General features: G+C 63.9%; 21 protein-coding genes. 9 read left to right on the top strand and 12 right to left on the bottom strand.

Features of this window, described 5'->3' with window-relative positions; translation table 11 throughout:
• Positions 1-7 precede the first annotated feature (7 nt).
• Together trxB and MU551_RS17290 are read left to right on the top strand one after the other, a co-directional pair.
• Entirely contained in the window at positions 8-997 is a 990-nt protein-coding gene (gene trxB, locus MU551_RS17295; RefSeq protein WP_247046565.1) for a thioredoxin-disulfide reductase, read from the top strand.
• A 30-nt stretch (positions 998-1,027) separates the two neighbouring features.
• Complete coding sequence (locus tag MU551_RS17290) at positions 1,028-1,696, top strand: arsenate reductase ArsC (protein ID WP_372489883.1); 669 nt, start codon at positions 1,028-1,030, stop codon at positions 1,694-1,696.
• Positions 1,697-1,711: 15 nt separating this feature from the next.
• Here the strand turns inward: MU551_RS17290 and MU551_RS17285 are convergent, their stop codons facing one another.
• From MU551_RS17285 to MU551_RS17275, 3 genes are all read right to left on the bottom strand, one after another.
• Complete coding sequence (locus tag MU551_RS17285; protein WP_247046856.1) at positions 1,712-2,533, bottom strand: DUF1206 domain-containing protein; 822 nt, start codon at positions 2,531-2,533, stop codon at positions 1,712-1,714.
• A 79-nt stretch (positions 2,534-2,612) separates the two neighbouring features.
• Entirely contained in the window at positions 2,613-3,002 is a 390-nt protein-coding gene (locus MU551_RS17280) for a nuclear transport factor 2 family protein (RefSeq protein ID WP_247046564.1), read from the bottom strand.
• Positions 3,003-3,117: 115 nt separating this feature from the next.
• Positions 3,118-3,519 (bottom strand): nuclear transport factor 2 family protein, encoded by a 402-nt coding sequence (locus MU551_RS17275; RefSeq protein ID WP_247046563.1) that lies wholly within the window; start codon positions 3,517-3,519, stop codon positions 3,118-3,120.
• 83 nt (positions 3,520-3,602) lie between these two features.
• Between MU551_RS17275 and MU551_RS17270 the strand changes: the two genes are divergently transcribed.
• A complete protein-coding gene (locus MU551_RS17270) occupies positions 3,603-3,986 on the top strand; it encodes a winged helix-turn-helix transcriptional regulator (protein ID WP_247046562.1) in 384 nt (127 codons plus the stop codon).
• A 9-nt stretch (positions 3,987-3,995) separates the two neighbouring features.
• Here the strand turns inward: MU551_RS17270 and trmB are convergent, their stop codons facing one another.
• From trmB to MU551_RS17255, 3 genes are read right to left on the bottom strand one after another with little or no spacing between them, the layout of a single operon-like run.
• Positions 3,996-4,925, bottom strand: coding sequence for a tRNA (guanosine(46)-N7)-methyltransferase TrmB (gene trmB, locus MU551_RS17265; RefSeq protein WP_247046561.1), 930 nt, complete (start codon positions 4,923-4,925; stop codon positions 3,996-3,998).
• Positions 4,918-5,841 carry a siderophore-interacting protein gene (locus tag MU551_RS17260; protein ID WP_247046560.1) on the bottom strand — a complete coding sequence of 308 codons (924 nt, stop codon included), beginning with the start codon at positions 5,839-5,841 and terminating at the stop codon, positions 4,918-4,920. The genes trmB and MU551_RS17260 overlap by 8 nt, the downstream gene beginning before the upstream one ends.
• Positions 5,842-5,899: 58 nt before the next feature.
• The gene (locus MU551_RS17255; RefSeq protein WP_247046559.1) at positions 5,900-6,919 is read right to left on the bottom strand and encodes an ABC transporter substrate-binding protein; all 1,020 of its coding nucleotides are present in this window, start codon (positions 6,917-6,919) and stop codon (positions 5,900-5,902) included.
• A 136-nt stretch (positions 6,920-7,055) separates the two neighbouring features.
• Here MU551_RS17255 and MU551_RS17250 point away from each other — a divergent pair, with 136 nt between their 5' ends.
• Genes MU551_RS17250 through MU551_RS17240 form a run of 3 tightly spaced genes read left to right on the top strand, consistent with a single transcriptional unit; the run spans position 7,056 to position 10,146 of the window.
• Entirely contained in the window at positions 7,056-8,111 is a 1,056-nt protein-coding gene (locus MU551_RS17250; RefSeq protein WP_247046558.1) for a FecCD family ABC transporter permease, read from the top strand.
• Positions 8,108-9,319: a FecCD family ABC transporter permease gene (locus MU551_RS17245; RefSeq protein WP_247046557.1), complete on the top strand. Its 1,212-nt coding sequence runs from the start codon at positions 8,108-8,110 to the stop codon at positions 9,317-9,319. The genes MU551_RS17250 and MU551_RS17245 overlap by 4 nt, the downstream gene beginning before the upstream one ends.
• Positions 9,316-10,146: an ABC transporter ATP-binding protein gene (locus tag MU551_RS17240; protein ID WP_247046556.1), complete on the top strand. Its 831-nt coding sequence runs from the start codon at positions 9,316-9,318 to the stop codon at positions 10,144-10,146. Before MU551_RS17245 ends, MU551_RS17240 begins: the two co-directional genes overlap by 4 nt.
• A gap of 70 nt (positions 10,147-10,216) precedes the next feature.
• Here MU551_RS17240 and soxR read toward each other — a convergent pair whose 3' ends face one another.
• Positions 10,217-10,678 (bottom strand): redox-sensitive transcriptional activator SoxR, encoded by a 462-nt coding sequence (gene soxR / locus MU551_RS17235; protein WP_247046555.1) that lies wholly within the window; start codon positions 10,676-10,678, stop codon positions 10,217-10,219.
• Between the two features lie 116 nt (positions 10,679-10,794).
• Here soxR and MU551_RS17230 point away from each other — a divergent pair, with 116 nt between their 5' ends.
• A complete protein-coding gene (locus MU551_RS17230) occupies positions 10,795-12,255 on the top strand; it encodes an MFS transporter (RefSeq protein ID WP_247046554.1) in 1,461 nt (486 codons plus the stop codon).
• On the opposite strand, the gene MU551_RS17225 is transcribed toward MU551_RS17230, so the two are convergent.
• The gene (locus MU551_RS17225; RefSeq protein ID WP_308198322.1) at positions 12,233-12,952 is read right to left on the bottom strand and encodes an SAM-dependent methyltransferase; all 720 of its coding nucleotides are present in this window, start codon (positions 12,950-12,952) and stop codon (positions 12,233-12,235) included. The genes MU551_RS17230 and MU551_RS17225 overlap by 23 nt on opposite strands.
• A gap of 83 nt (positions 12,953-13,035) precedes the next feature.
• Here MU551_RS17225 and MU551_RS17220 point away from each other — a divergent pair, with 83 nt between their 5' ends.
• The gene (locus MU551_RS17220; protein ID WP_247046553.1) at positions 13,036-13,536 is read left to right on the top strand and encodes a hypothetical protein; all 501 of its coding nucleotides are present in this window, start codon (positions 13,036-13,038) and stop codon (positions 13,534-13,536) included.
• A gap of 42 nt (positions 13,537-13,578) precedes the next feature.
• Here the strand turns inward: MU551_RS17220 and MU551_RS17215 are convergent, their stop codons facing one another.
• The 4 genes from MU551_RS17215 to MU551_RS17200 all read right to left on the bottom strand — a co-directional run bounded on the left by MU551_RS17215 (position 13,579) and on the right by MU551_RS17200 (position 18,789).
• Positions 13,579-14,001, bottom strand: a complete 423-nt coding sequence (locus tag MU551_RS17215) for a Rieske (2Fe-2S) protein (protein ID WP_247046552.1) — start codon at positions 13,999-14,001, stop codon at positions 13,579-13,581.
• Positions 13,998-16,508 carry a nitrite reductase large subunit NirB gene (gene nirB, locus MU551_RS17210; RefSeq protein ID WP_247046551.1) on the bottom strand — a complete coding sequence of 837 codons (2,511 nt, stop codon included), beginning with the start codon at positions 16,506-16,508 and terminating at the stop codon, positions 13,998-14,000. Before nirB ends, MU551_RS17215 begins: the two co-directional genes overlap by 4 nt.
• Positions 16,508-16,855 (bottom strand): molybdopterin oxidoreductase, encoded by a 348-nt coding sequence (locus MU551_RS17205; protein WP_247046550.1) that lies wholly within the window; start codon positions 16,853-16,855, stop codon positions 16,508-16,510. Before MU551_RS17205 ends, nirB begins: the two co-directional genes overlap by 1 nt.
• Positions 16,856-16,989: 134 nt before the next feature.
• Positions 16,990-18,789: a hypothetical protein gene (locus tag MU551_RS17200; RefSeq protein ID WP_247046549.1), complete on the bottom strand. Its 1,800-nt coding sequence runs from the start codon at positions 18,787-18,789 to the stop codon at positions 16,990-16,992.
• A 408-nt stretch (positions 18,790-19,197) separates the two neighbouring features.
• Between MU551_RS17200 and MU551_RS17195 the strand changes: the two genes are divergently transcribed.
• Positions 19,198-21,063: a DEAD/DEAH box helicase gene (locus MU551_RS17195; protein ID WP_247046548.1), complete on the top strand. Its 1,866-nt coding sequence runs from the start codon at positions 19,198-19,200 to the stop codon at positions 21,061-21,063.
• Positions 21,064-21,136: the final 73 nt, after the last annotated feature.

Here is a 21,136-nt window from a genome sequence, read left to right as displayed (position 1 = left end):
TCTTTCCATGAGTGACATCACGAGCACCGAACAGCTGATCATCATCGGCTCCGGCCCTGCCGGCTACACGGCCGCAATCTACGCTGCACGGGCCGGGCTGAAGCCCTTGGTGCTGGCCGGGTCCGTCACCGCCGGGGGTGCCCTGATGAACACCACCGACGTCGAGAACTTCCCGGGCTTTCCCGGCGGTATCCAGGGGCCGGAGCTCATGGACGGGCTGCAACAGCAGGCTGAACGGTTCGGCGCGCAGGTGGTGTTCGACGACGTCACCGAAGTAACGCTGACTGGCCACCTTAAGCGCGTGGTCACCGGCGCCGGCGAGAATCATGAGGCGCCCGCCGTCATCCTCGCCACCGGCTCCGCCTACAAGGAGCTGGGCCTGGAGGAGGAGAAGAAGTTCAGCGGGCACGGCGTCTCCTGGTGCGCCACCTGCGACGGCTTCTTCTTCCGTGACCAGGACATCATTGTGGTCGGCGGTGGGGACTCTGCCATGGAGGAAGCCACCTTCCTGACCCGCTTCGGAAAGTCCGTGACCGTCGTCGTCCGCAAAGACCAGCTGCGTGCGTCCCGGATCATGGCCCAGCGGGCAAAGGACAATCCCAAGATCAGTTTCGCGTGGAACTCGGCCGTCACTGCCATTCATGGCGACGGCAAGGTCAGCGGCGTGACGCTGAGAGACACCCGCACCGGGGAAACCCGTGAGCAGGCCGCGACGGGCATCTTCGTTGCAATCGGGCACCTGCCGCGCACCGAGCTGGTGGCCGGGCAGGTGGAGCTCGATGCAGAGGGGTACATCAAGGTTGATTCGCCCACCACCGTCACGAACCTTTCCGGCGTGTTCGCGTGCGGCGACGCCGTGGACCACCGCTACCGCCAGGCCATCACTGCCGCCGGCACCGGTTGCGCCGCAGCCCTCGACGCCGAACGTTACCTCGCCGCCTTAGACGATGCGGACAGCATCGCCACAGCGCTGGTGGAAGAGCCAACCCACGCCTGACCTCTCCTCACCTGGACGTATTGGAGCGCAATGATGACTGAATCCTTCAAAAAAACGGTTCTGGGTCTACAGGACAACACCGAGGTCCTGCAACGGATAGGCGACCGTCTCGCCGACAGGTTCGCCGGGATCTTTGCCGCCGAAACCGTCGAGCGCTACGTCTTTGAGTCCTACACAGCCCTTGCCCGGACCGCGAAAATCAGCACGTATCTGCCCTCAACTACCGAGCACTTCGCTACCGACCGCCTGAACGCCCTGGCCAAATCCAAGGGCGCCGTGGAATCAGAAGTTCCGGAAGTCTTGTTCGTGTGCGTCCAGAACTCCGGCCGGTCCCAGCTGGCCGCGGCTCTCCTGAACGTCGAGGCCAAGGGCAGGATCAGGGTACGCTCCGCCGGTTCCCTGCCCGCAGGCGCACTCGATCCCAACGTCATTGAAGCCATGGCTGAAATGGGCCTGAATCTCAGCAATATCTATCCCAAACCCCTCACCGACGACGTGGTGAGGGCATCCGATGTGGTCATCACCATGGGGTGCGGTGACTCCTGCCCAATCTACCCCGGCAAACGGTACGAGGATTGGAACCTGACAGACCCCTCCGGCCAGCCGCTGGAGACTGTCAGGATTATCCGTGACGAGATCCACCACCGCGTCAGGAAACTCTATGCGGAGCTGACGGCAAGCAGTCCATGTAGCCCTTGACATAGACGTGGCGCGCTACATCTTTCCGAACCTGGCCCGCACCGCCTGGAACAGTCCGTAACAGGCGAGCCCTACTCCTACAGCCGCCAGGGCATATACGCCCAGGGGCTGCTCGCGGAGGGCCCGCAGTCCGCCGTCCAACCCGGTGGATTGCTCCGGGTGCGCCTGGACCGTCGCGATGACGATCAGCAGGCCAACGAGCACAAGGGCAACTCCCTTGGCCGCGTAGCCGGCGATTCCCACAACCTTCACGGCGCGGCGGGCCGGGGCGGAAGCGGGCCACCGGAGATGTTTGGCGAAAGACTGCCGGAAACCCCGAATGGCGTAGACCACGCCGGCAATGGCCACTGCCGAACCTACCAGGATGAGCAGCACCACGCCCCCTGGAACGTTCATCACAGCAATGGTCAGATCGCTCGCGGACTCCCCATTGTCCTGTCGTGCTCCCAGTGCGAAGGAGACGAGGGTGACAGCAAAGGCAACAAAAGTCACAGCCAGGCCGGCGGCCTTCAGTTTCTTCTTGAGCTTCTGCCTGCCGGGGAGATGGTTGAAATGGAAGACGGCATCGCCCGTCTGCCAGAGGGCAAGTGCCACGCAGGCTACAAAGCAGCTCCAGAGCAGGATCGGGCCTGCGGGTGGGCTTGAAAGCTCAGCGACGGCTCCGCTCACGTCCGCCTGTCCCTCACCGCCGGTTGCCAGACGGATGGCGATGGCGCCGACGAGAAAATGGAGGATGCCGCTGACAGCGAACCCGGCGCGCGCCACCAGTTCAAGCGGCCGTGAATCGCTCGCTTCTTCGGCCGCTTCTGCCGCCTCTTTGAGTTCCTTTTTGATGATCGGCCCCTCGTACTTGACTCAGTGATGTTGATTCCGTGAGAGGCCGGTCACGGGGCTTGATTGCATTTCTGTTACCGCATCAATCTTTATGGTGCGTTTGTTGCTGGCTGTGCTCGAAGAGCGTTCTGATGGGCGAGGTGTCATAAATGATGTGCAGTTCGGTGATGAGCCCATCGGAGTTCAGTTTCGCGATATCCACCACGGAAAAGGGTGCGGGGGAGCCATTCGCCAAGGTCCAGTTGAAGTCAAACCAGAATGCCACTGTCGGTGAACCTTCATGGTCTCCGTGCAGGACGGTTTTGAGTGTCAGCTTGGATTCGGCAGTGTCGGCGAAGAGAGCGGGGTAGAACTCCCCCGCCGGCATCTCACCATAGAGGGGCGAGTGCACGATGGCATCTGCCGTAAAGAGCGTGAGGATTCGTTGTACATCGCCAGCTTCCAATGCCGCCAGGTAATCATGCACAAACACGCTGGATCCTCACTATGTTGTATGTCTCCCTACAACATAGACCGTGTGACGGTGAGACGGAACAAGAGGCCGGCATCACTCTCGGGTGCCGCCGGCCCCTGTCCTGATGGATGGTTTAGGGCTGTCCCCAGAATGCGTCCTCTGCCTGGCCGTCCTCTGAGAACAGACGCACTTCGGCGATCTTTCCGTTGCGGACGGTGAGGAGATCGACGCCGGACATGTCCATCGACACATCTGCACGCTTGCCGGAGAACCGAACCGGAACCGCCACGAACCCGCCATTGACCATCGCGGGTCCGGTGACGGCGAGCTGGAACGTGCCCTGGCTCGTCTCCATCATCCCGCCCAGCAACGAACCCACTCCGTCGATCCCCGAGTGGTCACCTGAGAAACGGTTGGAACCCGGCTGGTGCCACACCACGTCAGGGCTGAGAAGCGCCATCGCCGCGGGTACGTCACCGCGGCCGAGGGCATCGAAGTATGAGGCGGTCACGGCCGCCGGAGTCTGGTCAGTCATCTGGTTCTCCTTCGCTTGGGCTTACCCGCCTATGGTTACAGTCGGTAACCTGTTACATCAACGTAACTAAGGAGCTTGATTCAGTGACTGTGCCGGCTTGGAACGTAATGGTGGCAACATGCCCGTCCCGGACTTCCTTGGCGAAGATCGCAAACAAGTGGACGGCCATGATCGTCATCGCTCTGAGCGAGGGTCCGTTGAGGTTTGGGGAGCTGCGGCAGGCTGTGGACGGCATCAGCGGTAAGGTCCTGGCCGACACCTTGCGGGACCTGGAACGGGACGGGATCGTGGACCGGACAGCCTATGACGAGATGCCGCCCCGTGTTGAGTACGAGTTGACCGCCCTTGGCCAGACGCTGCGCGAGCCGCTGACTGCGCTGGGCATCTGGGCGGAGGAGTACATCGAAGACGTGATGTCAGCGCGGGAGTCCTACGACAAGCGCGTCCACCCAGCTGCCTTCACCTAGGTCAGCCGGCTACTGCTCAATCCGCCGGTAGCAGAGATCGAAAATCAGCCGGCCGGCCTCGTGCGCTTTGTTCTCGAAGCTGGTCCGGATCCTGCCTTCGAACCGGGGTGCCCAGCCGCCGGTTTCATCGATCCCTTCATTGGGGCCGGTGTGTTCAGTACTCACCGGGGCGCGGCCTTCTTTGACCGGTGCGCCGCCCACCAGAGATTCGACGCCGGATTGCCACACCTGGGTGAGCGGGCTCTGCGGGCCGCGGCGCTCGCCGTCGTGCAGGTTCTCGAAATGAGGGGAGCCGGCCATAACATCACGGACGTGCACCGCGTAGTTGGACCAGTCGGTGGCAATGCGCAACAGCCCTCCCGGTTTGAGGGACTTTGCCGCGAGCTCGGCGAATTCAGGCTGGATAAGGCGGCGCTTGTGGTGGCGGGACTTGTGCCAGGGGTCGGGGAAGAAGACCCAGATCTCGGTGACCGACCCTGGCGGCAGCATGGTGGACAACACCTCGGGAGCATTGGCTTCCACAACCCTGACGTTGCTGAGCTTGCGGCTGTTGATCTTGATGATGGTGTTGGCCAGACCAGGGGTGTAGACCTCCACTGCGAGGAAATCGGTGCCCGGGTTTTCCTCGGCCGCATGGCACACGGCATCGCCGAGGCCTGATCCGATCTCCACGATCAGCGGTGCCTTGCGCCCGAACTCCTCCTCGGCGTCGAACACGTAATCAGGGTGCACCGAGGTGTTGGCTATATGGCGGGGGACATCCAGCGCCCAACGGTCGGCATGCTCTTCCCAGGCCTGCTGGCGGCGGCCCTGGAGCCGTGTGCCGCGGCGCACGAAGCTGACGGGGCGGCCGCCATAGGTGCCGAACGAAGCCTGCGTGCCTGGTGTGACGGGCCGCGGAGTCTGCGGCTGCTGGGGATTTTCTGGGGATTCACTCATCACTTCCAGAATAGTTGAGTCCGGGACGTGGCTTGTCCGGGATTCCGTTGACGCCGGAACCGGACTTGCCTGCGCTCCAGTAGCCACGGAAAGTGACGTTGTTCCGGTCCATTCCTCGATCGCGGACGAGGTAGCGGCGCATACCTGTGACAACGCTGGCCTCTCCGGCAATCCACGCGTACTCCGGCCCGCGTTCCTGTTCCGTCACCGAGTTCTTCACTGCGGCAAGCAGGAGTTGCCCGTGCCCGACACCACTGGAGTTGCGGATGAGCCAGTGGGTGCGGATGCCGGGGTGCCCCGGAAACTGCTGGACGTCGCCGGCGTCGGGGACCTCAAGGAACGCGTTCCCGGTGAACCGGGCGGGAAGAGTCTCCAGCATGGCGGTGATGGCAGGCACGGCTGTTTCGTCACCGGCCAGGAGCACATCGTTGGCTGGCCCGGGAGTCCAGGTGATGCCGCAGCGGGTGTGGGCCAAGGCGCCGGCCGCAGCTTCCGAGGTAGGACCGATGATCAGGGCCCGAGAGCCGGGAACAGCCGATCTTGCCCATGTTGAACCCGGTCCGCCAGCTTCCCGAACAACAAAATCGACGTCCAACTCGAAGCCATCCGTCCCGCGCCGGAACCCGCGGACCGTATAGCTGCGGATGGCCCCACGTCCCGGTTCAGGCCGGAGCAGCCACTGCTGGTACCAGTCGTGGGGAAGGGCAACGCCCGTTTCACCGATTCCTGGAACGGGGGAGGAGGAGGTGGGCAGGAGCAACTTAACCCTGAGATCCAAGGCGGGCTCCGGGACCCCGAACCGTTCCAGCTCGGGGCCACCAAAGGTTATCCGCCGGACGTGCGGACCAACGTCCTGCACCCGCAGGACGGGAGTATCAAAGCAAGCGACGTGGGCGTCGCGGCCGCCGTCGTTCATTAGTGATGTCTCCCTCTGCTGAAGTTGCCGGGCTGGCCCGATTGCGGACACTTCCTGATTACGGGAGGTGCGGATCCACGCCATACTGCTTGGCGAGATCAGTGATCACGGCGTGCGCCCCCTGGATGCTCACGGAGGCAAGGAACGTCCCATCATCGACCTCAAGGATGTTGCCCTTCAGGCGGTTCCACAGGGGATTGGTGGTGAACTTTTCCTTCTGGGAACGGCTTGCATCGCCTTCCGCGCCGTCGGGGGTGAAGGCGCTTACCAGGACGATGTCAGCATCGGCACCCAGGATCTGCTCCTGTGAGAGCGGAACGAAGATCTGTTCCGTGGAGTCGGGCTGGCCCTGCGGACGGGGAACGCCCATGTCGGACATGATTTCACCGATGAAGGACTTGGAGGAGTACAGGCGGGCTGTATCGCCGCCGGTGAAACGGACCAGCGAGTACGTCGCGTCCGGCTTTTTGGCAAGGATCTCATCGCCAACGGCCTTGGCCCGCGCTTCATAATCGGCAACGAGCTTTTCCGCCTTCCCCTTCTTGCCCAGGGCCTCGCCCAGGAACACTACGTTCTCTTTCCAGGTGGGGCCTGTGGAGACGGAGAAGATGGTCGGGGCGATCTTGGCGAGCTGTGGATACAGAGCTTCCTGGCGAACCTTTGCCGAAACAATCAGGTCCGGCTCGAGCTCGAGGATCTTCTCAAGGTTCGGTTCAGCCATGGTTCCGACGTTGACGGCGTCCTTGGTGGCGTCCTTGACGTCGCCCAGGTACGGGGCGAAGGGGTTGTCAGGATCCTGCCGGTACTGGACAAAGCCCACCAGCTCGGCCCCGAGCAGCAGGGTGGCGTCGATGTAGCTGGGATCCAACGCGACAACACGCTTGGGCTGGGAATCAATGGTGGTGGGACCCATTGCGTGATCCAGGGTGAGCGGGTAGGTGACGTCGGCAGCCTCGGCTGTTGCAGACGATGGCGCCGGAGCGGTGTTTCCGGCGGTGGCGGCACAGCCCGTGGTGGCGAGCAGGGCCAGGCCGGCGGCGGCAGCCGTGAGCTGCCGGGTGAGGGTGCGAGCGTTCATGGGGAGCTTTCCAGTCAAAGTGGCGTCGAACACATTCGAACAACGGGTGCGGTTAGGGCAGCCTTAGCTGTCCGTCGTAGACTGTAGCAGTTTGTTTGGAATTAAGTCCCAAAACTTTGACGTAATGGATGGCCACATGACCGCAACCAAGTCACCGCAACGCGTTGACGGTGCCGCCGCGCGCCCGGCTGCCGGGCGTTCGCGGCGGCAACGGCTCAGGGGCCTTCTGGCGCTTTTGCTCCTTCTTTTCGTTTCTCTGCTGATCAGTTTGTGTGTGGGAAGCCAGCCATCCTCCGTGTCGGAGGCCTGGCATGCGATCTTCACCCCCAGCGGCACTGTGATGGATGTCACCATCCAGGAACTGCGCTGGCCGCGCACCATTCTGGTTGTTGTGGTGGGCCTATGTCTGGGGCTTGCCGGAACGCTGGTCCAGGGGCACACGCGTAATCCCATTGCCGATCCCGGCCTGCTCGGTGTCTATCAGGGGGCTGCCCTCGCCATCGTTGCGGTGACGGCAATTGCGGGAGAGGTGGCCCCGCTGGCGCAGGCGCTTTTGGCCTTCGCCGGTGCCCTCGCCGCCGTCGTGCTCGTCTTCCTCATTGGCTCGGCCGCACGGTACGGGGCCACGCCGATTACCCTCGTCCTCGCGGGGGCTGCGGTGACGGCGCTATGTTCAGGCCTCGTGGCCGGCATCGTGCTCCTCAACGACCAGGCCCTGGACACACTGCGGTTCTGGCAGGTGGGATCCCTCGCGGTCCGCAATGACGCCTTAGAGGTCATCTGGCCTTTCGTGGTGGCGGGACTGTTGCTGACCCTGGCCAACATCGCGCCGCTGAATGCCCTCGCCCTGGGGGAGGATACGGCCACGTCCCTCGGTGTTTCCGTTCTTCGGGCCCGGAGCGTGGGGATTGCGGCCATCACCCTCCTTGCGGGCTGCGCGGTGACCCTTGCCGGCCCCATCGCCTTTGCCGGCCTCGTGGTGCCGCACCTTGCCAGGGCCCTGATGGGTCCCGATTACCGCTGGCTGGTTCCGGCGGCGGCTCTGGCTGGAGCCACCGTCCTGCTCCTGGCCGATACGGCGGGACGGGTGATTGCGCGGCCGGGAGAGTTGTCCGTCGGCGTGGTGCTGGCCGTCATCGGAGCACCGTTCTTTGTTTATCTGGCCCGGCGGCGGAAACTGGTGGCCGTATGAGTACGTCCAGGCCTCTAGAGCGCCAGGCGGAGGGTTCCACGGAAAGTTCCACTGAACCCGCTTTTGCGGAGTCTGCTTCGGGGGAGTCCGACGGCGGCGCCGTCGCCTTTGAAGGCACACACTCCCTCGGATCCCCGCTTAAGTCCACCCTCAAGTCTATTCGGGCCCTGAGGTTCGGGCCGGTGTCGCTGCGGTATTACCCGAGGGCACTCGCGGTCAGCGGCATCCTGGTGGTGTTGTTGTTGGCCGCCGTGGCTCTGCACCTGGCCTTCGGCGGCACGCCGCTGTCCTATCCGGACGTCATCGCGGCCCTCTTCGGGGACACCTCCAAGAAGAAAATCCACCTCGCGGTCACCGAGTTCCGGGCTCCAAGGACCATGGCAGCAGTTCTGGTGGGTGCCTGCCTGGCAGCGGCGGGAGCCATCACCCAGACAGTGGCCCGCAACCCCCTCGCCAGCCCTGACGTGTTGGGCGTGACCGCAGGAGCCTCTTTCGGCGCCGTGACGGTGCTGGTGATTGGAGGCGGCGGGCACGCGGGCCTCAGCGGGGCGGCGGCCTTGATCGGCATGCCGGCAGCTGCGTTCGCTGCCGGCATCATCAGCGGCACAGCAGTTTATGCGCTGGCGTACCGGCGCGGCATCGACAGCTACCGGCTGGTACTCGTAGGCCTTGGCATCTCCGGGCTCGCCGCGAGCCTCACCACGTGGATTCTGACACTCGGGGACGTAACCAGCGCTGCGCAGGCCCTGACCTGGATGATGGGTTCACTCAACGGCAAGGACTGGGCCATAGTGCAGCCAATGGCGGCGGCCGCCGTCGTCCTTCTGGCTGCGGCGCTGCTGTGCGGACGGTGGCTGCTGCTTGCCAGCTTCGGTGAGGATACCGCCGTCGGGCTCGGAGCCCGGGTGGGACGCATACGGTTGACGGCACTGTCCCTTGCCGTGCTGCTGGCAGCCGTTGCAACGGTAGTTGCCGGGCCTGTGGCCTTCGTGGCGCTTGCGAGCCCCCAGGTGGCAAGGATGATTTCCCGGTCGGTGGTGCCCCCCATAGCGCTCTCGGCCCTGGTCGGTGCTGTGTTTGTGCTGCTCGCCGACACCGTCTCGGCGAATGCACTTTCCGCGCCGTTGCCTGTAGGAGTGGCCACCGCGGTGGTGGGCGCACCGTACCTGATCTACCTGATCCTCAAATACCAGCGGAGGCTCACATGAGCGTTGTCACCACCGATTCTGCACAACTGGCTCCTGCGCAGCTGCGGGCGGAAAACCTCACCCTTGGCTACGACGGGCCGGACATCATCCGCGACTTGAGCCTGGATGTTCCTTCAGGGCAGGTGACCACCATCATTGGCCCGAACGGCTGTGGGAAATCCACCCTGTTGCGTGCATTGGGACGGCTCATCACGCCCCGATCCGGTCAGGTAACCCTCGACGGCGTCGCCCTCCCGCAGCTCTCCAGCCAGCACATCGCCACCTGTCTGAGCATCCTGCCGCAGACGCCCACCGCGCCGTCGGGCCTGACAGTGGCCGATCTCGTATCCCGCGGCCGGCATCCACGGCAGAAGTGGTACCAGCAGTTTTCGGCAGGGGACCAGGCAGCGGTCGAGGCTGCCCTTGTGGAAACGGACCTCGCCGACTTGGCCGACACTCCCCTCGAGGACCTGTCCGGCGGGCAGCGGCAGCGGGCCTGGATTTCGATGACCCTGGCGCAGGACAGCGGCATCCTGCTGCTGGATGAGCCAACCACCTATCTGGACCTGGCCCACCAGGTGGACGTTCTGGAGCTGGTCAGGCGGCTGAACCGGCGCAACGGCCGCACGGTGGTGATGGTGCTCCATGACATTTCCCTGGCTGCCCGCTATTCGGACAACATGGTGGTCATGAAGGACGGCGGCATCGTTGCCAGCGGCGCGCCCCAGGAGGTTGTCACGGCCCGGCTTCTGCAGGAGGTGTTCGGGCTCAACGCCCACATTGTCACTGAGCCAACGGCCGGCAGGCCTCACGTGATCCCGTTGGGAACCTCCTCCAGCACGGCCTAGCCCAACTAGGTAGCAGTAGGTGCGGTTTTGAGGTGTCAGAACAGCATGTGCTGCTACCTAGTTGGGGATTTCAGGATTCCCAGCGGCGGGGACCGTTTCCGCTGCCGGTCCCGCCGAGTTCGTCCTGGGGATTCTGCAGCCTGCACGCTTTCAGGCTCAGGCAGCCACAGCCAATGCACCCGTCCAGGTCACGGCGCAGATGCTCCAGTGCCTGAATCCGCCCATCGAGTTCGGAGCGCCACAGCCTGGAGAGCCGGGCCCAGTCGCGCTTGGTGGGCGTTCGGGCCTCAGGCAGGGAGTCCAGTGCAGCTCCGATGTCTTTCAGCGGAATCCCTACGCGCTGGGAAACCCGGATAAATGCGACGCGGCGAAGAGCATCACGGCGGTATCTGCGCTGGTTCCCCGAAGTGCGGACCGAGTGAATGAGGCCGTTGCGTTCGTAGAAATGAAGGGCCGACGGCGCCACTCCGCTTCGCTCGGCCAACTCACCTATCGATAGAACATGGTGCGTTCCGCCCGGTACCTGTGGCATGCTTCCCCTTTAGCCTTCCGTTGGTCCCGGACCGACAAAAACAAACACGCACCACGAAAACCGACACCGGACCGAACCTTGACCTCAACCTTAGTTGAGGTCCTACGGTAACGTCCATGACTACCGATCAGGCCGTACCCGTGCAAAGTTCCGCCCCTCCCACCTTGACCGCAAGCTCCGGAATCTTCCATCGCCCCTACCTGCTGGTCACAGTGGGTGCCTGCGCTCTGGTCTTCCTCGGCGCATTCGAATCGCTCGCAGTGACCACGATCATGCCGTTGGTGAGCCGCGAACTTGATGGGGCCTCTCTGTACGCGCTGGCCTTTGCGGGTCCGCTGGCCACCGGAGTCATCGGCATGGTGGCCGCAGGAAACTGGTCCGACCGCCGCGGCCCTGTGGGTCCCCTGTACACCTCAGTAGTGATGTTTGTCCTGGGGCTCCTGGTAGCAGGGACGGCCGGGACCATGGGCATCCTTGTCGTGGGCAGACTGGTTCAAGGACTGGGTGGCGGCGCCATGACGGTGGCCCTTTACGTTGTGGTCGCCCGCGTTTATCCGCCGGTGCTGCACGCCAAGATTTTCGCGGGTTTCGCTGCAGCCTGGGTGATCCCGTCCCTCATCGGACCGTTTGCCGCAGGAATCGTTGCTCAGGCAACCAGTTGGCACTGGGTCTTCCTGGGAGTGGTGGGACTGGTTGTGCCTGCCCTGCTCATGATTATTCCGGCCCTCCGCGGCCTGCATGGGCCATCCGAGGACACCCAGGAAGGGAAGCAAAAGCCCTGGGCGTATGGACGCCTCGCCTGGGCCGGGCTCGCTGCCGTCGCTGTCCTCGGCATGAACCTTGGATCCGGAGTTCCCGCGGTAGGGGGAGTTCTGGCCGTGGCCGCCGTCGTGATTGCCTTGCTTGCCGTGCGCCCGCTGGTTCCACGTGGAACCCTCACTGCACGTCCTGGCCTGCCGAGTGTCATCCTCAGCCGTGGCCTGGTCTCGGCGGCGTTCTTCGGTGCCGAGGTTTACTTGCCGTATCTGTTGGTGGAGCGGTATGAGTTTTCTCCCACGTTTGCCGGGCTGACACTGACGGGCGGGGCGCTGGCCTGGGCGGGCGCTTCGGCTGTGCAGGGCCGGCTTGGCGGCCGGCTCGAGAACCGGATGGCCGTGCGGATCGGATCGTTGCTGGTGCTGGGGGCAGTTGCCACGACGCTGGTGACAACTCTCTTCAGTTGGCCGGCCGCCGTCGCGATTATCGGCTGGATTTTCGCCGGAGCCGGGATGGGCCTGATGTACCCGCGGCTGAGCGTCATGACCCTGGCACTTTCGACACCGGATAACCAGGGCTTCAACAGCTCGGCCATGTCCATCTCGGATTCCCTTGGCGGAGCCCTCGCCCTCGCCACCACCGGGATTATCTTCACGGCCCTGACGACGGCGGGAGCCTCCTTCGCCGGCGTCTTCGCCCTGACCGTGGTCATCGCCGTCGCCGCGGTGTTCATTGCACCGCGGGTACAGGATCGAGCGGTTCACGCAGCGGCAGCAGAGGCACCTGGGGTGCAGACTCCTACCCGCGACCGAGCCTCGTAGCGCGGAGCACGGCGTCGGCCACTGTTATCTGGCTCCCGTCCGGACTTTTGGTGCTGCGCTCGCGAGAATCCATTGTCTCCACCTTCCAGCCGGGAGATCCGATTCCGAGTTCATAAGCGGCCTGCTCGGCGGTGAAAAACTTGTCGGGGGAGTGGTGCCTTCCACCGGGCGGCAGCCCGTCCGGATGGTGGCCCACGATCAGCAGCGTCCCGCCGGCCCGTACGGCTGAGACTGCCGGGCGCAGGGCGTCCTGCCAGGCCATAACGTCCGAATGCAAGAACTGGGCGCTGACCAGGTCGTATTCTTGCTCCGGGATCCAGTCGACGAGGTCCTGCCTGATCCACTCAACCCGGCAGCCGGCGTCGGCCGCATGCGCAGCCGCCCGTTCCAGGGCGACGGCGGAAACGTCCACACCCGTAACAGTCCAGCCCTGCTGGGCGAGCCAGATCGCATCGGCTCCTTCGCCGCAGCCCAGGTCGAGGGCGGTGCCGGGCGCAAGCCCGGAAGCCTCAGCGATCAGCTGCGGATTGGGCTGGCCACTCCAGACTTTGGGCCGGCTGCTGTACATGGCGTCCCATACTTGGGCGTTGTCGGCCGTGTGGGTCCTGCTCCCGGCATCCGGTGAATGCTCGTGCTGGTGCTCGGGCTGCTCAGAGTGACCAGGGTGGCTGTGGTGCGGATCCTTGGCGTCTTTCATGGCCACCACCCTGCCACAGAACCTTGATCAAATCATGAGCCGGCCAGACAACCCCGTCACGGACTGAATGACTAAAATGGAGCATGGTGGTGCTTTTAGGTGCGGCCGGGACGCTGATCCTTGTTGCCCTGTACATCGTTGCCTTGGTTGTGCTGGGGGCTATATGGGTCATCTGGGTCCTGGTTGGAGCCGTGGTCTGGCTTATTGAGCGAAACCCCCGACGTCGTGCCATCCCCTGGCGCCCTGGCCCCGAGATCCCGGCCCGGCCCCCGTACCAGTACAGCGCCCGGACCGAAGCTCTCCACCCACCGGAGGCCAGAGCTTGTGCCGAGGCCGAAGCCCAGGCCAGAGCAGAAACCCGGTACAGTACCCGGGCCCGTGCTCAGCGGGCTGCCCGGGTCTTGGCCCCCGCGCAGCTTCGCCCTCATGTTCCAACTCCGGTTCCGGCGCAGGCCACGTCCGACATTTGGCCCAAGTGGAGCGCCTCCCACCGGCGGTATATGGACGATGATTTGACGCACTGGCAGGAGGAGTTCGATGCCTTGGACTCCAGCCACCGCCCCAAAGTCAAAGCGAAAAGCTAAATCCAAGGCCAACCACTCCGCGGCCAAGTCGTCGCATCCGCACTAGGGCCCAGTGCCGCTTCCCGGCGCAAGTGCAGAGCGCCCACTGCGCGCGGGGCGATCCGTGTCCAGTTGAAGCACGATGTTCTGGTCAGCGTCTACAAAAACCGGGTAGGTCTGCAGCGCCGGGGCTCCGGTGGTGGAACATCCCGTGTCCAGTTCAAACGCATGCTGGTGGAGGGGACAGAGGACCTCCCGCTGGTCGATGGTGCCGTCAGCGATCGGGCCGCCCCGGTGCGGGCAGACGGCAGAGACAGCCCGCAGGGAACCGTCCCGGAGCCTGAACACCGCAATTTGCTGGCTGTCGACGCCGAAGGACCGGCCTTCCCCAACCGGCACCTGGTCAAGCGGCCCGAGCCTGTGCAGCGCCCCGCTCACCTCATCGCCACCGCTCGCCGCACCGGAAGTTGCCGCACCGGCACTCATCGGACCGGCACCTGGGGGAGGACCTCAAGCGGAAGCGAGGTACGGAACTGTCCTGGAGTGAACGGGTCGCCGCGTTCAGTCCAAGGGTCAACGTAGTTGTCGACTGACGCCTGCATGGCCGCGTCCAGTTGAGCACTAAGCCCTTCAGAGTCATCAACAATCACGGAGCGAAGGTGGTCGATGCCCACGCGGGGAACAAATGAGTACGTCCGTTCGAGCCAGTTGGCGCGCTCGCGGTAGTACTGCATAAAGCGCCCGGTCAAAAGCTTCACGGTCTCGGGACTGTCCACTGTGGCCAGCAGATCTCCCTTGCGAATGTGGGCGCCCGCAGCGCCGCCGATATAGATTTCCCAGCGGCCGCCGTCGACCGCCACCACCCCCACGTCCTTGACCAGGGACTCGGCACAGTTCCGGGGACAGCCGGAGACTGCCAATTTCAACTTCGCAGGGGATTCGATCCCCTGAAACCGGGATTCGATCTGGATGCCAAGCGTGGTTGAATCGCCGGTGCCATAGCGGCAGAAATCCTGCCCCACACATGTCTTCACCGTCCTGAAGCTCTTGCCGTACGCGTAACCGGAGGGCATGTCCAGGTCAGCCCAGACTTTCGGGAGGTCCTCTTTCCGGATCCCCAGGAGGTCGATCCGCTGCCCGCCGGTCAGCTTCACCATCGGCACGCTGTACTTGTCCGCGACGTCGGCAATACGGCGGAGCTGATCCGGCGTCGTCACCCCGCCTTTCATCTGGGGCACCACCGAGAAGGTGCCGTCGCGCTGGATGTTGGCGTGGACGCGGTCGTTGATAAACCGGGCATCACGCTCGTCGATGTACTCGTCCGCCCACATCATCTTCAGCAGCGAGGCGAGGCCCATCTTCGACTTCGCGTCCTCCGCACCGCCCGGGGCCAGTGCTGCAAAGACCGCGGAGACGGAGCGGAGCCCCTGCTGCCGAATGGCCTTCATCAGCGCGGCCTTCTCGAGCGGCACGCCCGACACATAGTAGCCGGCAGCAGGATCCTCCGCCACGGCGCCGTCGGCGGCCCACTCCACAACCTGCCGCACCAGCAGCTTGCACGAGCCGCAGCCTTTTCCGGCCCGCGTGGCATCCATTACGCCTGCCACGGTGTTGCAGCCGCCCTTGACAGTTTCCACGATCGCTTTTTTGCTGACGCCGTTGCAATTGCAGACCTGCGCGTCAGGATCCAGCTCAGCCACACCCGCTTCCTCGCCGGGTCCGCCGATGTCGAAGAGCAGGGAGACACGTTCCTCCGGCAGCGGCAGGCCGCGGTCGAACGCCTGGGTCAGGTAAGCCACTTTGCGGCTGTCACCCAGCAGCGTTGCGCCCACAATCTTGCTGTCCCGGATCACTATCGACTTGAAAACGCCGCGGCTGGGCTCGGAGAAAACAACGTGCTCGTCAGTGTCACGTTCCGGGGCCTGCAGCCCCATGGAGGCGACGTCGACGCCGGCCACCTTGAGTTTGGTGGCGGTCCGGGAACCAAGATAGGCCGACGACGGGTCAGCCCCAGTTACATGGTCAGCCAGGACCGCAGCCTGCTCCCAGACGGGTGCCACCAGCCCATAGACTTCCCCGCGGTGCTGGACACACTCGCCCACAGCATAGATCTCATCCTCGTCTGGTACCCGCATCTGGTCATCAACAACAATCGCTCGCTCGACCGGCAACCCGCTGGTGACTGCGACGTCGACATTCGGCCGGATCCCCGCGGCAAGCACCACCATGTCGCACTCGATGTCCGGTTTATCCCGGAGCTGGACTCCCTCCACCTTGTCCGTTCCGAGGATTGCCGTTGTCCGGCTGCTGGTGTGCACTTTGATTCCCAGGGCCTCCACGCTGCGCCGCAGGACGGCGCCGCCGTCCGGTCCCATTTGGGTATTCAGCAGGTGCCCGCCCGAGTGGACCACTTCGACGTCGATACCGTGGCTTTGCAGACCGCGCGCGGCTTCCAAGCCCAGCAGACCACCGCCGATCACCACCGCACGGTGATGATGATCCTGTTGGGCGTACGCCACCATGTTCTGTGTGTCTTCGATGGTGCGGAAAGCGAAGATTCCCGGACGCAGGAGTCCGCCAGCCGTGTACAGCCCGTCAACTGCGGGCATGAACGAGCGGCTCCCCGTGGCAATGATCAGGACATCGTAGGGAGTTGCCCTGCCGTCGTCGGAAAATACCAGCTTGGCGAAGCGGTCGATTCTCTCCACCCGGATTCCTGCATGGAGGGTGATGTTGTTTTCCTGGTACCAGGCCAGGGAGTTGAGGAAAATATCGCCCGCATCCTCGTCGCCGGAAAGGACGTGGCTGAGCATGATGCGGTTGTAGTTGCCGTAGGGTTCGTCGCCGAACATGGTGATCCTGTGCTGGGCGCCCCCGCCGCGCGCCAGGATCTCCTCCACCGCCCGGGCTCCGGCCATTCCATTGCCGATCACCACTAACCGGCGGCGGGAGTCCTTGGTTACGGACCGGGCGGACCTGGCCGTGGCGGTCATCAGTGCTCCACCATGCCCAGGTCCACCACCACTGAACCGGTTACCCCCGTGTCCGCCAGCAGCCTCAACTCGATCAGCGAACCGCCGTCGATGTCCTCTACCACCCGCAGGGGTACATGGACGTCCCCTTTTGCTCCGATCGGGAAGTACCGCAGAGGGATGCCGTCCCTCATGAGTGCCACCGTGATCAGCTCGGGGGAGGAGTTTCCGCCGCGGAAGTAGAGAATCTGGTTGATGACGCCGTCGGGAACGAAGTGGGAAAGCTGGCTGTGGATGGGGACGGGTTTATCCAGCCCGGCTCCCACAAAGGGGAAGATGCCTTGGAGGAAGAGGTTCTTCAGAATCATGGGCGGACCCTTTCGGCAAGTGGTGCACTTATCCCGGCATAGGGCCATCCTGCGCTCGCCGTGTTACAGCCTTCTGCGGGCTGTGTAATTTCCGGTTAACACCTTTCTCACCATGCGCGTTTCGCATCCAGGGCCTAACCTACGAGCAGCTGCAATACCAGCGGGCCAAGCGCGCAGGCCAGCACCGTGCCTGCAAGAACTTTGCCCTGCTGCCACAGCAATCGGCGGGTTTCGATGATGCTCGGGAGTCGAAGTGGCGGGCGGGGCGTGCGCTCGTAATCCTGGGCCAGCTCCTCCTGGTTTCCTTGATTTTTGGGTTCTCCAGGTTCTCCAGCTTCCATCCGCCGGAGAAGGCGGGCCCCGTCGATTGACGCTAGAACTGCGGAAAGGGGGTGTTCGAAGGCATAGGAGCGAGTCGTCCATACGGCCTTGGCCCGCTCGAGGCGGAACGTGAGGGGGACTTCCTGGCCCTCTTGTCGGACGGTCAGTATGACGCTGTGACCTGGAACGTCCCCTGAAGATCCGGTCAAGTGCCGCCAATGAAAACCGGCAACAACACGGGGCTCCCGCCCCTTGCCCAGGAGGAGCAGTCCTTCCCGGTCCATAAAGAGCGTAAAGAGCCTGGGCAGGCCAGCCACGTTCGAATGACGGAACAATTCAGGCCTGAGTGTGCGGAGCCCCGCCAGAAAGTCTCTACTTCGCCTCCCCTGGAGGACCGTATATTGGTTGAGCTCACGGGAGGTGCGAAAGAATCCGGTGGCCGCGGTGTTCATCATGGTTCCGATCCCGTTCCCGAGAAGTACTCCCAAGGCGGCTTCAAAGAACATCAGGCAGGCAACTCCGAGCCAGCCTCTTATGGACGGTTCGGCCACCAGACCAGTCATCACGGGGACTGACATCAGGAGGAAAAGCGTCACCGTTGCAGCTGGCACAATCTTGGCCAGCAGAATCTTCCGGCGTTGCAGCTTCTGGTCGAGTTGCCGGCGGGTCAGGTGGTATTCGGCTGTGTCGGTGACGAAGGTGGCGGGCGCTTGGATTCCCTCGACGAGGTAGCAGGATTTTCCGTTTTCAGCGCTGCACTCGTCGGGCAGGTCAGGAGGACTCGCTGCGGGAGGTTCATTCCTGGCCTGCTCCCTGTAGCCCTCGTAAAGCTTGGAAAGCTCTGCAGCGAACCTGGCATGGTCGATGTTGGTCGGCGACACGTCGTACTGCGCCAGACCGTCCGTTTTCATGAGGTCCGCCAGTTGCTCCGCAGTTGGCGAATCATCCATGATGAAGCGAGCAAACCTCGGGGTCATAAAATGGCAGTCATCCTTCGCATCGGCATAGGCATCCAAGCCTGCGTAGCCCATTCTGGAGTTGATGTGCGCCGAGGTCTTTTCGAACTGCAGGGCAAAGATGCAGGCGGCAACATCCAGAACCGCAAGGACCTTCCCGATGCCGAACTTTGCTGCCCCGGCCTCAGCCAAACTGTCAGCAGCTGTAAGGCCGAAAACCTTCTTGACGCGTGCCAAAACGCTGGTGAACATCGGGCCACCATGACTCGCCAGGATGTCCCGGTAGTAAATCAGATCGATCAGGAACGACTCAATCATCGCGACTGTAGGGGCAGGCCTGTAGGGGGCAGGTTTCCGAGGGGAACAAAAGCGAATCAGGAATGCAGCTACGTGGCGATCAGCCTGCAGCCTGCCGGCAAGGGGATCCTCGGTGAGGAGGCTGTCAGTACGGAGAGCTTCCTGCCTGAGCATTTCCAATGTCTGAAGGCGCAGCTCGGAAAGGAAAGCCAAGGAAGTTTCCAGCATTTCCCGATTCTGCTCATCGGTCGACGCCATCCAGCTGCCCCGGCTTGCAGGCTGCAGCCGCTGGTCTTCGCGTGCCAGCCACGAGAGCTGTTCGATAATGGCGATTTTCCCGTCCGGTCTTTCCGTTGCCATCGCGCCCCCATTCGCTTCGGTCAGTGCCTTCTCTCACGACATTCAGCTCGGATACTAGCCGCTCTGAAGGGCCAGGCACAGGGCCACTGTTGAGCGGCGGCAGCGTCGCACTGTCCGTGACAGGTCCAACCGGATGCTAAGCTGGTGGAACTTGATGTGCAGTGATGCCCACTTTTGAACCGGTTCATCAACCGGTTCCCCGAAGGATTTGTCCGGCAGGGAGTGGGTTTTTTCATGTGAGAGGCACATCCTGCGTCGATGAACGCGTTCTATTTGGTCCCGACTGCCGCCTCTAAATATGGGCAGCAGCCTGGTTGATCACCTGACTTTTCTTCGGCGAACCCCTGAGCCAACCGGCGTCGGGGGCCGATATCCGCATGGATACCGCCTGAAAGACCTTTGAAACACATGACTACTTTCGCTGCCCTCGGCACGCCCAAAGCCCTTGCCGACACCCTGACAGCCCAGGGGATCGTCGAACCGTTCCCCATCCAGGTCAAAACCCTTCCGGACACGCTGGCCGGACGCGACGTCCTGGGCCGCGGCCGCACCGGCTCCGGCAAGACCATTGCTTTCGCCATCCCGCTTGTAGCAAGACTCGCTGAGCGGGAAGCCAAGCACTTCCGCAAGCCCGGACGCCCGATGGGCCTGGTCCTTGCACCTACCCGTGAGCTGGCCACCCAGATCAACGCAACCATCGAGCCGCTTGCCAAGGCTGCCGGGCTGAACACCACCGTGATCTACGGCGGCATCTCCCAGGCGCGCCAGGAGAAGGCACTCCGCGCCGGCGTCGACATCGTCATCGCCTGCCCGGGACGCCTCGAGGACCTGATCCGCCAGCGCATCCTCACCCTCGAAGCCGTCGAGATCACCGTGCTGGACGAGGCCGACCACATGGCCGACCTCGGCTTCCTGCCCGTGGTCAAGAAGCTCATGGACATGACCCCGAGCCAGGGCCAGCGACTGCTGTTCTCGGCCACGCTGGACAACGGTGTGGACAAGATCGTCCAGCGTTACCTGTCCAACCCGCTGACGCACTCCGTTGACGACCCCCAGGCCGCCGTGACCACCATGGAGCACCACGTGCTGGTGGTCAACGACCAGACCGTCAAGAAGCAGCTGATCGTTGAGCTCGCCTCGGGATCCGGCCGTCGAGTGCTCTTCATGCGCACCAAGCACCACGCCCGCAAGCTTGCGAAGACCCTGACCGACGCCGGTATCCCCGCCGTCGATCTTCACGGCAACCTTTCGCAGAACGCCCGTGACCGTAACCTCGCCGAGTTCTCCAACGGTGACGTCCGCGTCCTAGTGGCCACCGACGTCGCCGCCCGCGGTGTCCACGTGGACGACGTCGAACTGGTCATCCACGTTGACCCGCCCACCGAACACAAGGCATACCTGCACCGCTCAGGCCGTACGGCCCGTGCGGGTTCGGACGGAACTGTGGTCACGCTGACCCTGCCGGAGCAGCAGTCGGACGTCAAGAAGCTGATGAAGGCTGCCGGCGTCGAGGTTAACTTTGAGCGCGTCACCGCCAACTCACCCCTGGTTGCTGAACTGGTGGGCGAAATGGCCGACAAGATCGATCCCCGCACCCGCGCAGCTCTCCTTGCTGCCAAGGCGCAGCAGCAGGGTGGCGGCACCTCCACCGGTGCAAACGCCGAACGCAAGCGCGCCCGCCGCCAGGCGGCACCCACTGCGGGTGGCCGTGGTGGACGTGGCGGACGCGGACGCATTTCATCAGAGGCGCCCCGCACCGACCTGCCCCGTGCAGAGCGCCGCGCCGTGGCCTATGAAGGCCAGGCTGCTGCCCGCAATGCCGCAGACCGTGTCATCGAGCAGAACGAGGACCGCGCCATCGCCGCAGCGGCCGCACGCCGCAACGCCCGTGGCCGCGGCACCGCAGCTTCCACGCACCGCAACGACGTCCCCGCAGCAGGTGGCCGTGCATCGGCTGGCCGCGGTTCGGACGGACGCGCGGACTCACGCGTTACCCGCAGCGATGCTCCCCGCGGCGGCACCGGACGCCCGGCTACCTCCGGTGGCCAGCGTGGCGGACGGCCTGCAACGGGACAGCGTGCTGCGGCCGGCGCCAAGTCGGGCGGAAACGCTGCTGTCTGGTCCTCGAACACCGGTGGCACCTCGGGCGGATCCTACTCGGGTGGGGGCAATGGAGGCTCGAAGTCCGGCGGCAACGGCGGCTCAGGCCGACCCGCGCGCAGCGGCCCCCGTCGCGCCTCGGCTCCGGCATCCAACGAACGCCGCAGCCGCTAAGGGCCTTGGCTTCACAGATATCTGAACCAAAAAGGACGGCCGCACCCTGGATCCAGGGTAGATCGGAAGAGCG

Origin of the sequence: Arthrobacter rhizosphaerae (assembly GCF_023062595.1) — a bacterium.
GTDB classification, from domain to species: domain Bacteria; phylum Actinomycetota; class Actinomycetes; order Actinomycetales; family Micrococcaceae; genus Arthrobacter; species Arthrobacter rhizosphaerae.
This window is presented reverse-complemented; position numbering and strand designations above follow the sequence as displayed.

Bases quoted from the DNA above. Each gene is read 5' to 3' on its own strand.
- MU551_RS17215 (WP_247046552.1), bottom strand. From the start codon at position 14,001: ATGAGTGCCGGTGCGGCAACTTCCGGTGCGGCGAGCGGTGGCGATGAG.
- MU551_RS17250 (WP_247046558.1), top strand. From the start codon at position 7,056: ATGACCGCAACCAAGTCACCGCAACGCGTTGACGGTGCCGCCGCGCGC.
- MU551_RS17275 (WP_247046563.1), bottom strand. From the start codon at position 3,519: ATGACTGACCAGACTCCGGCGGCCGTGACCGCCTCATACTTCGATGCC.
- MU551_RS17205 (WP_247046550.1), bottom strand. From the start codon at position 16,855: ATGATTCTGAAGAACCTCTTCCTCCAAGGCATCTTCCCCTTTGTGGGA.
- MU551_RS17240 (WP_247046556.1), top strand. From the start codon at position 9,316: ATGAGCGTTGTCACCACCGATTCTGCACAACTGGCTCCTGCGCAGCTG.
- MU551_RS17220 (WP_247046553.1), top strand. From the start codon at position 13,036: ATGGTGGTGCTTTTAGGTGCGGCCGGGACGCTGATCCTTGTTGCCCTG.
- nirB (WP_247046551.1), bottom strand. From the start codon at position 16,508: ATGACCGCCACGGCCAGGTCCGCCCGGTCCGTAACCAAGGACTCCCGC.
- MU551_RS17225 (WP_308198322.1), bottom strand. From the start codon at position 12,952: ATGAAAGACGCCAAGGATCCGCACCACAGCCACCCTGGTCACTCTGAG.
- MU551_RS17260 (WP_247046560.1), bottom strand. From the start codon at position 5,841: ATGAACGACGGCGGCCGCGACGCCCACGTCGCTTGCTTTGATACTCCC.
- MU551_RS17245 (WP_247046557.1), top strand. From the start codon at position 8,108: ATGAGTACGTCCAGGCCTCTAGAGCGCCAGGCGGAGGGTTCCACGGAA.
- MU551_RS17290 (WP_372489883.1), top strand. From the start codon at position 1,028: ATGATGACTGAATCCTTCAAAAAAACGGTTCTGGGTCTACAGGACAAC.
- trxB (WP_247046565.1), top strand. From the start codon at position 8: ATGAGTGACATCACGAGCACCGAACAGCTGATCATCATCGGCTCCGGC.
- MU551_RS17200 (WP_247046549.1), bottom strand. From the start codon at position 18,789: ATGGCAACGGAAAGACCGGACGGGAAAATCGCCATTATCGAACAGCTC.
- MU551_RS17230 (WP_247046554.1), top strand. From the start codon at position 10,795: ATGACTACCGATCAGGCCGTACCCGTGCAAAGTTCCGCCCCTCCCACC.
- MU551_RS17255 (WP_247046559.1), bottom strand. From the start codon at position 6,919: ATGAACGCTCGCACCCTCACCCGGCAGCTCACGGCTGCCGCCGCCGGC.
- MU551_RS17195 (WP_247046548.1), top strand. From the start codon at position 19,198: ATGACTACTTTCGCTGCCCTCGGCACGCCCAAAGCCCTTGCCGACACC.
- trmB (WP_247046561.1), bottom strand. From the start codon at position 4,925: ATGAGTGAATCCCCAGAAAATCCCCAGCAGCCGCAGACTCCGCGGCCC.
- soxR (WP_247046555.1), bottom strand. From the start codon at position 10,678: ATGCCACAGGTACCGGGCGGAACGCACCATGTTCTATCGATAGGTGAG.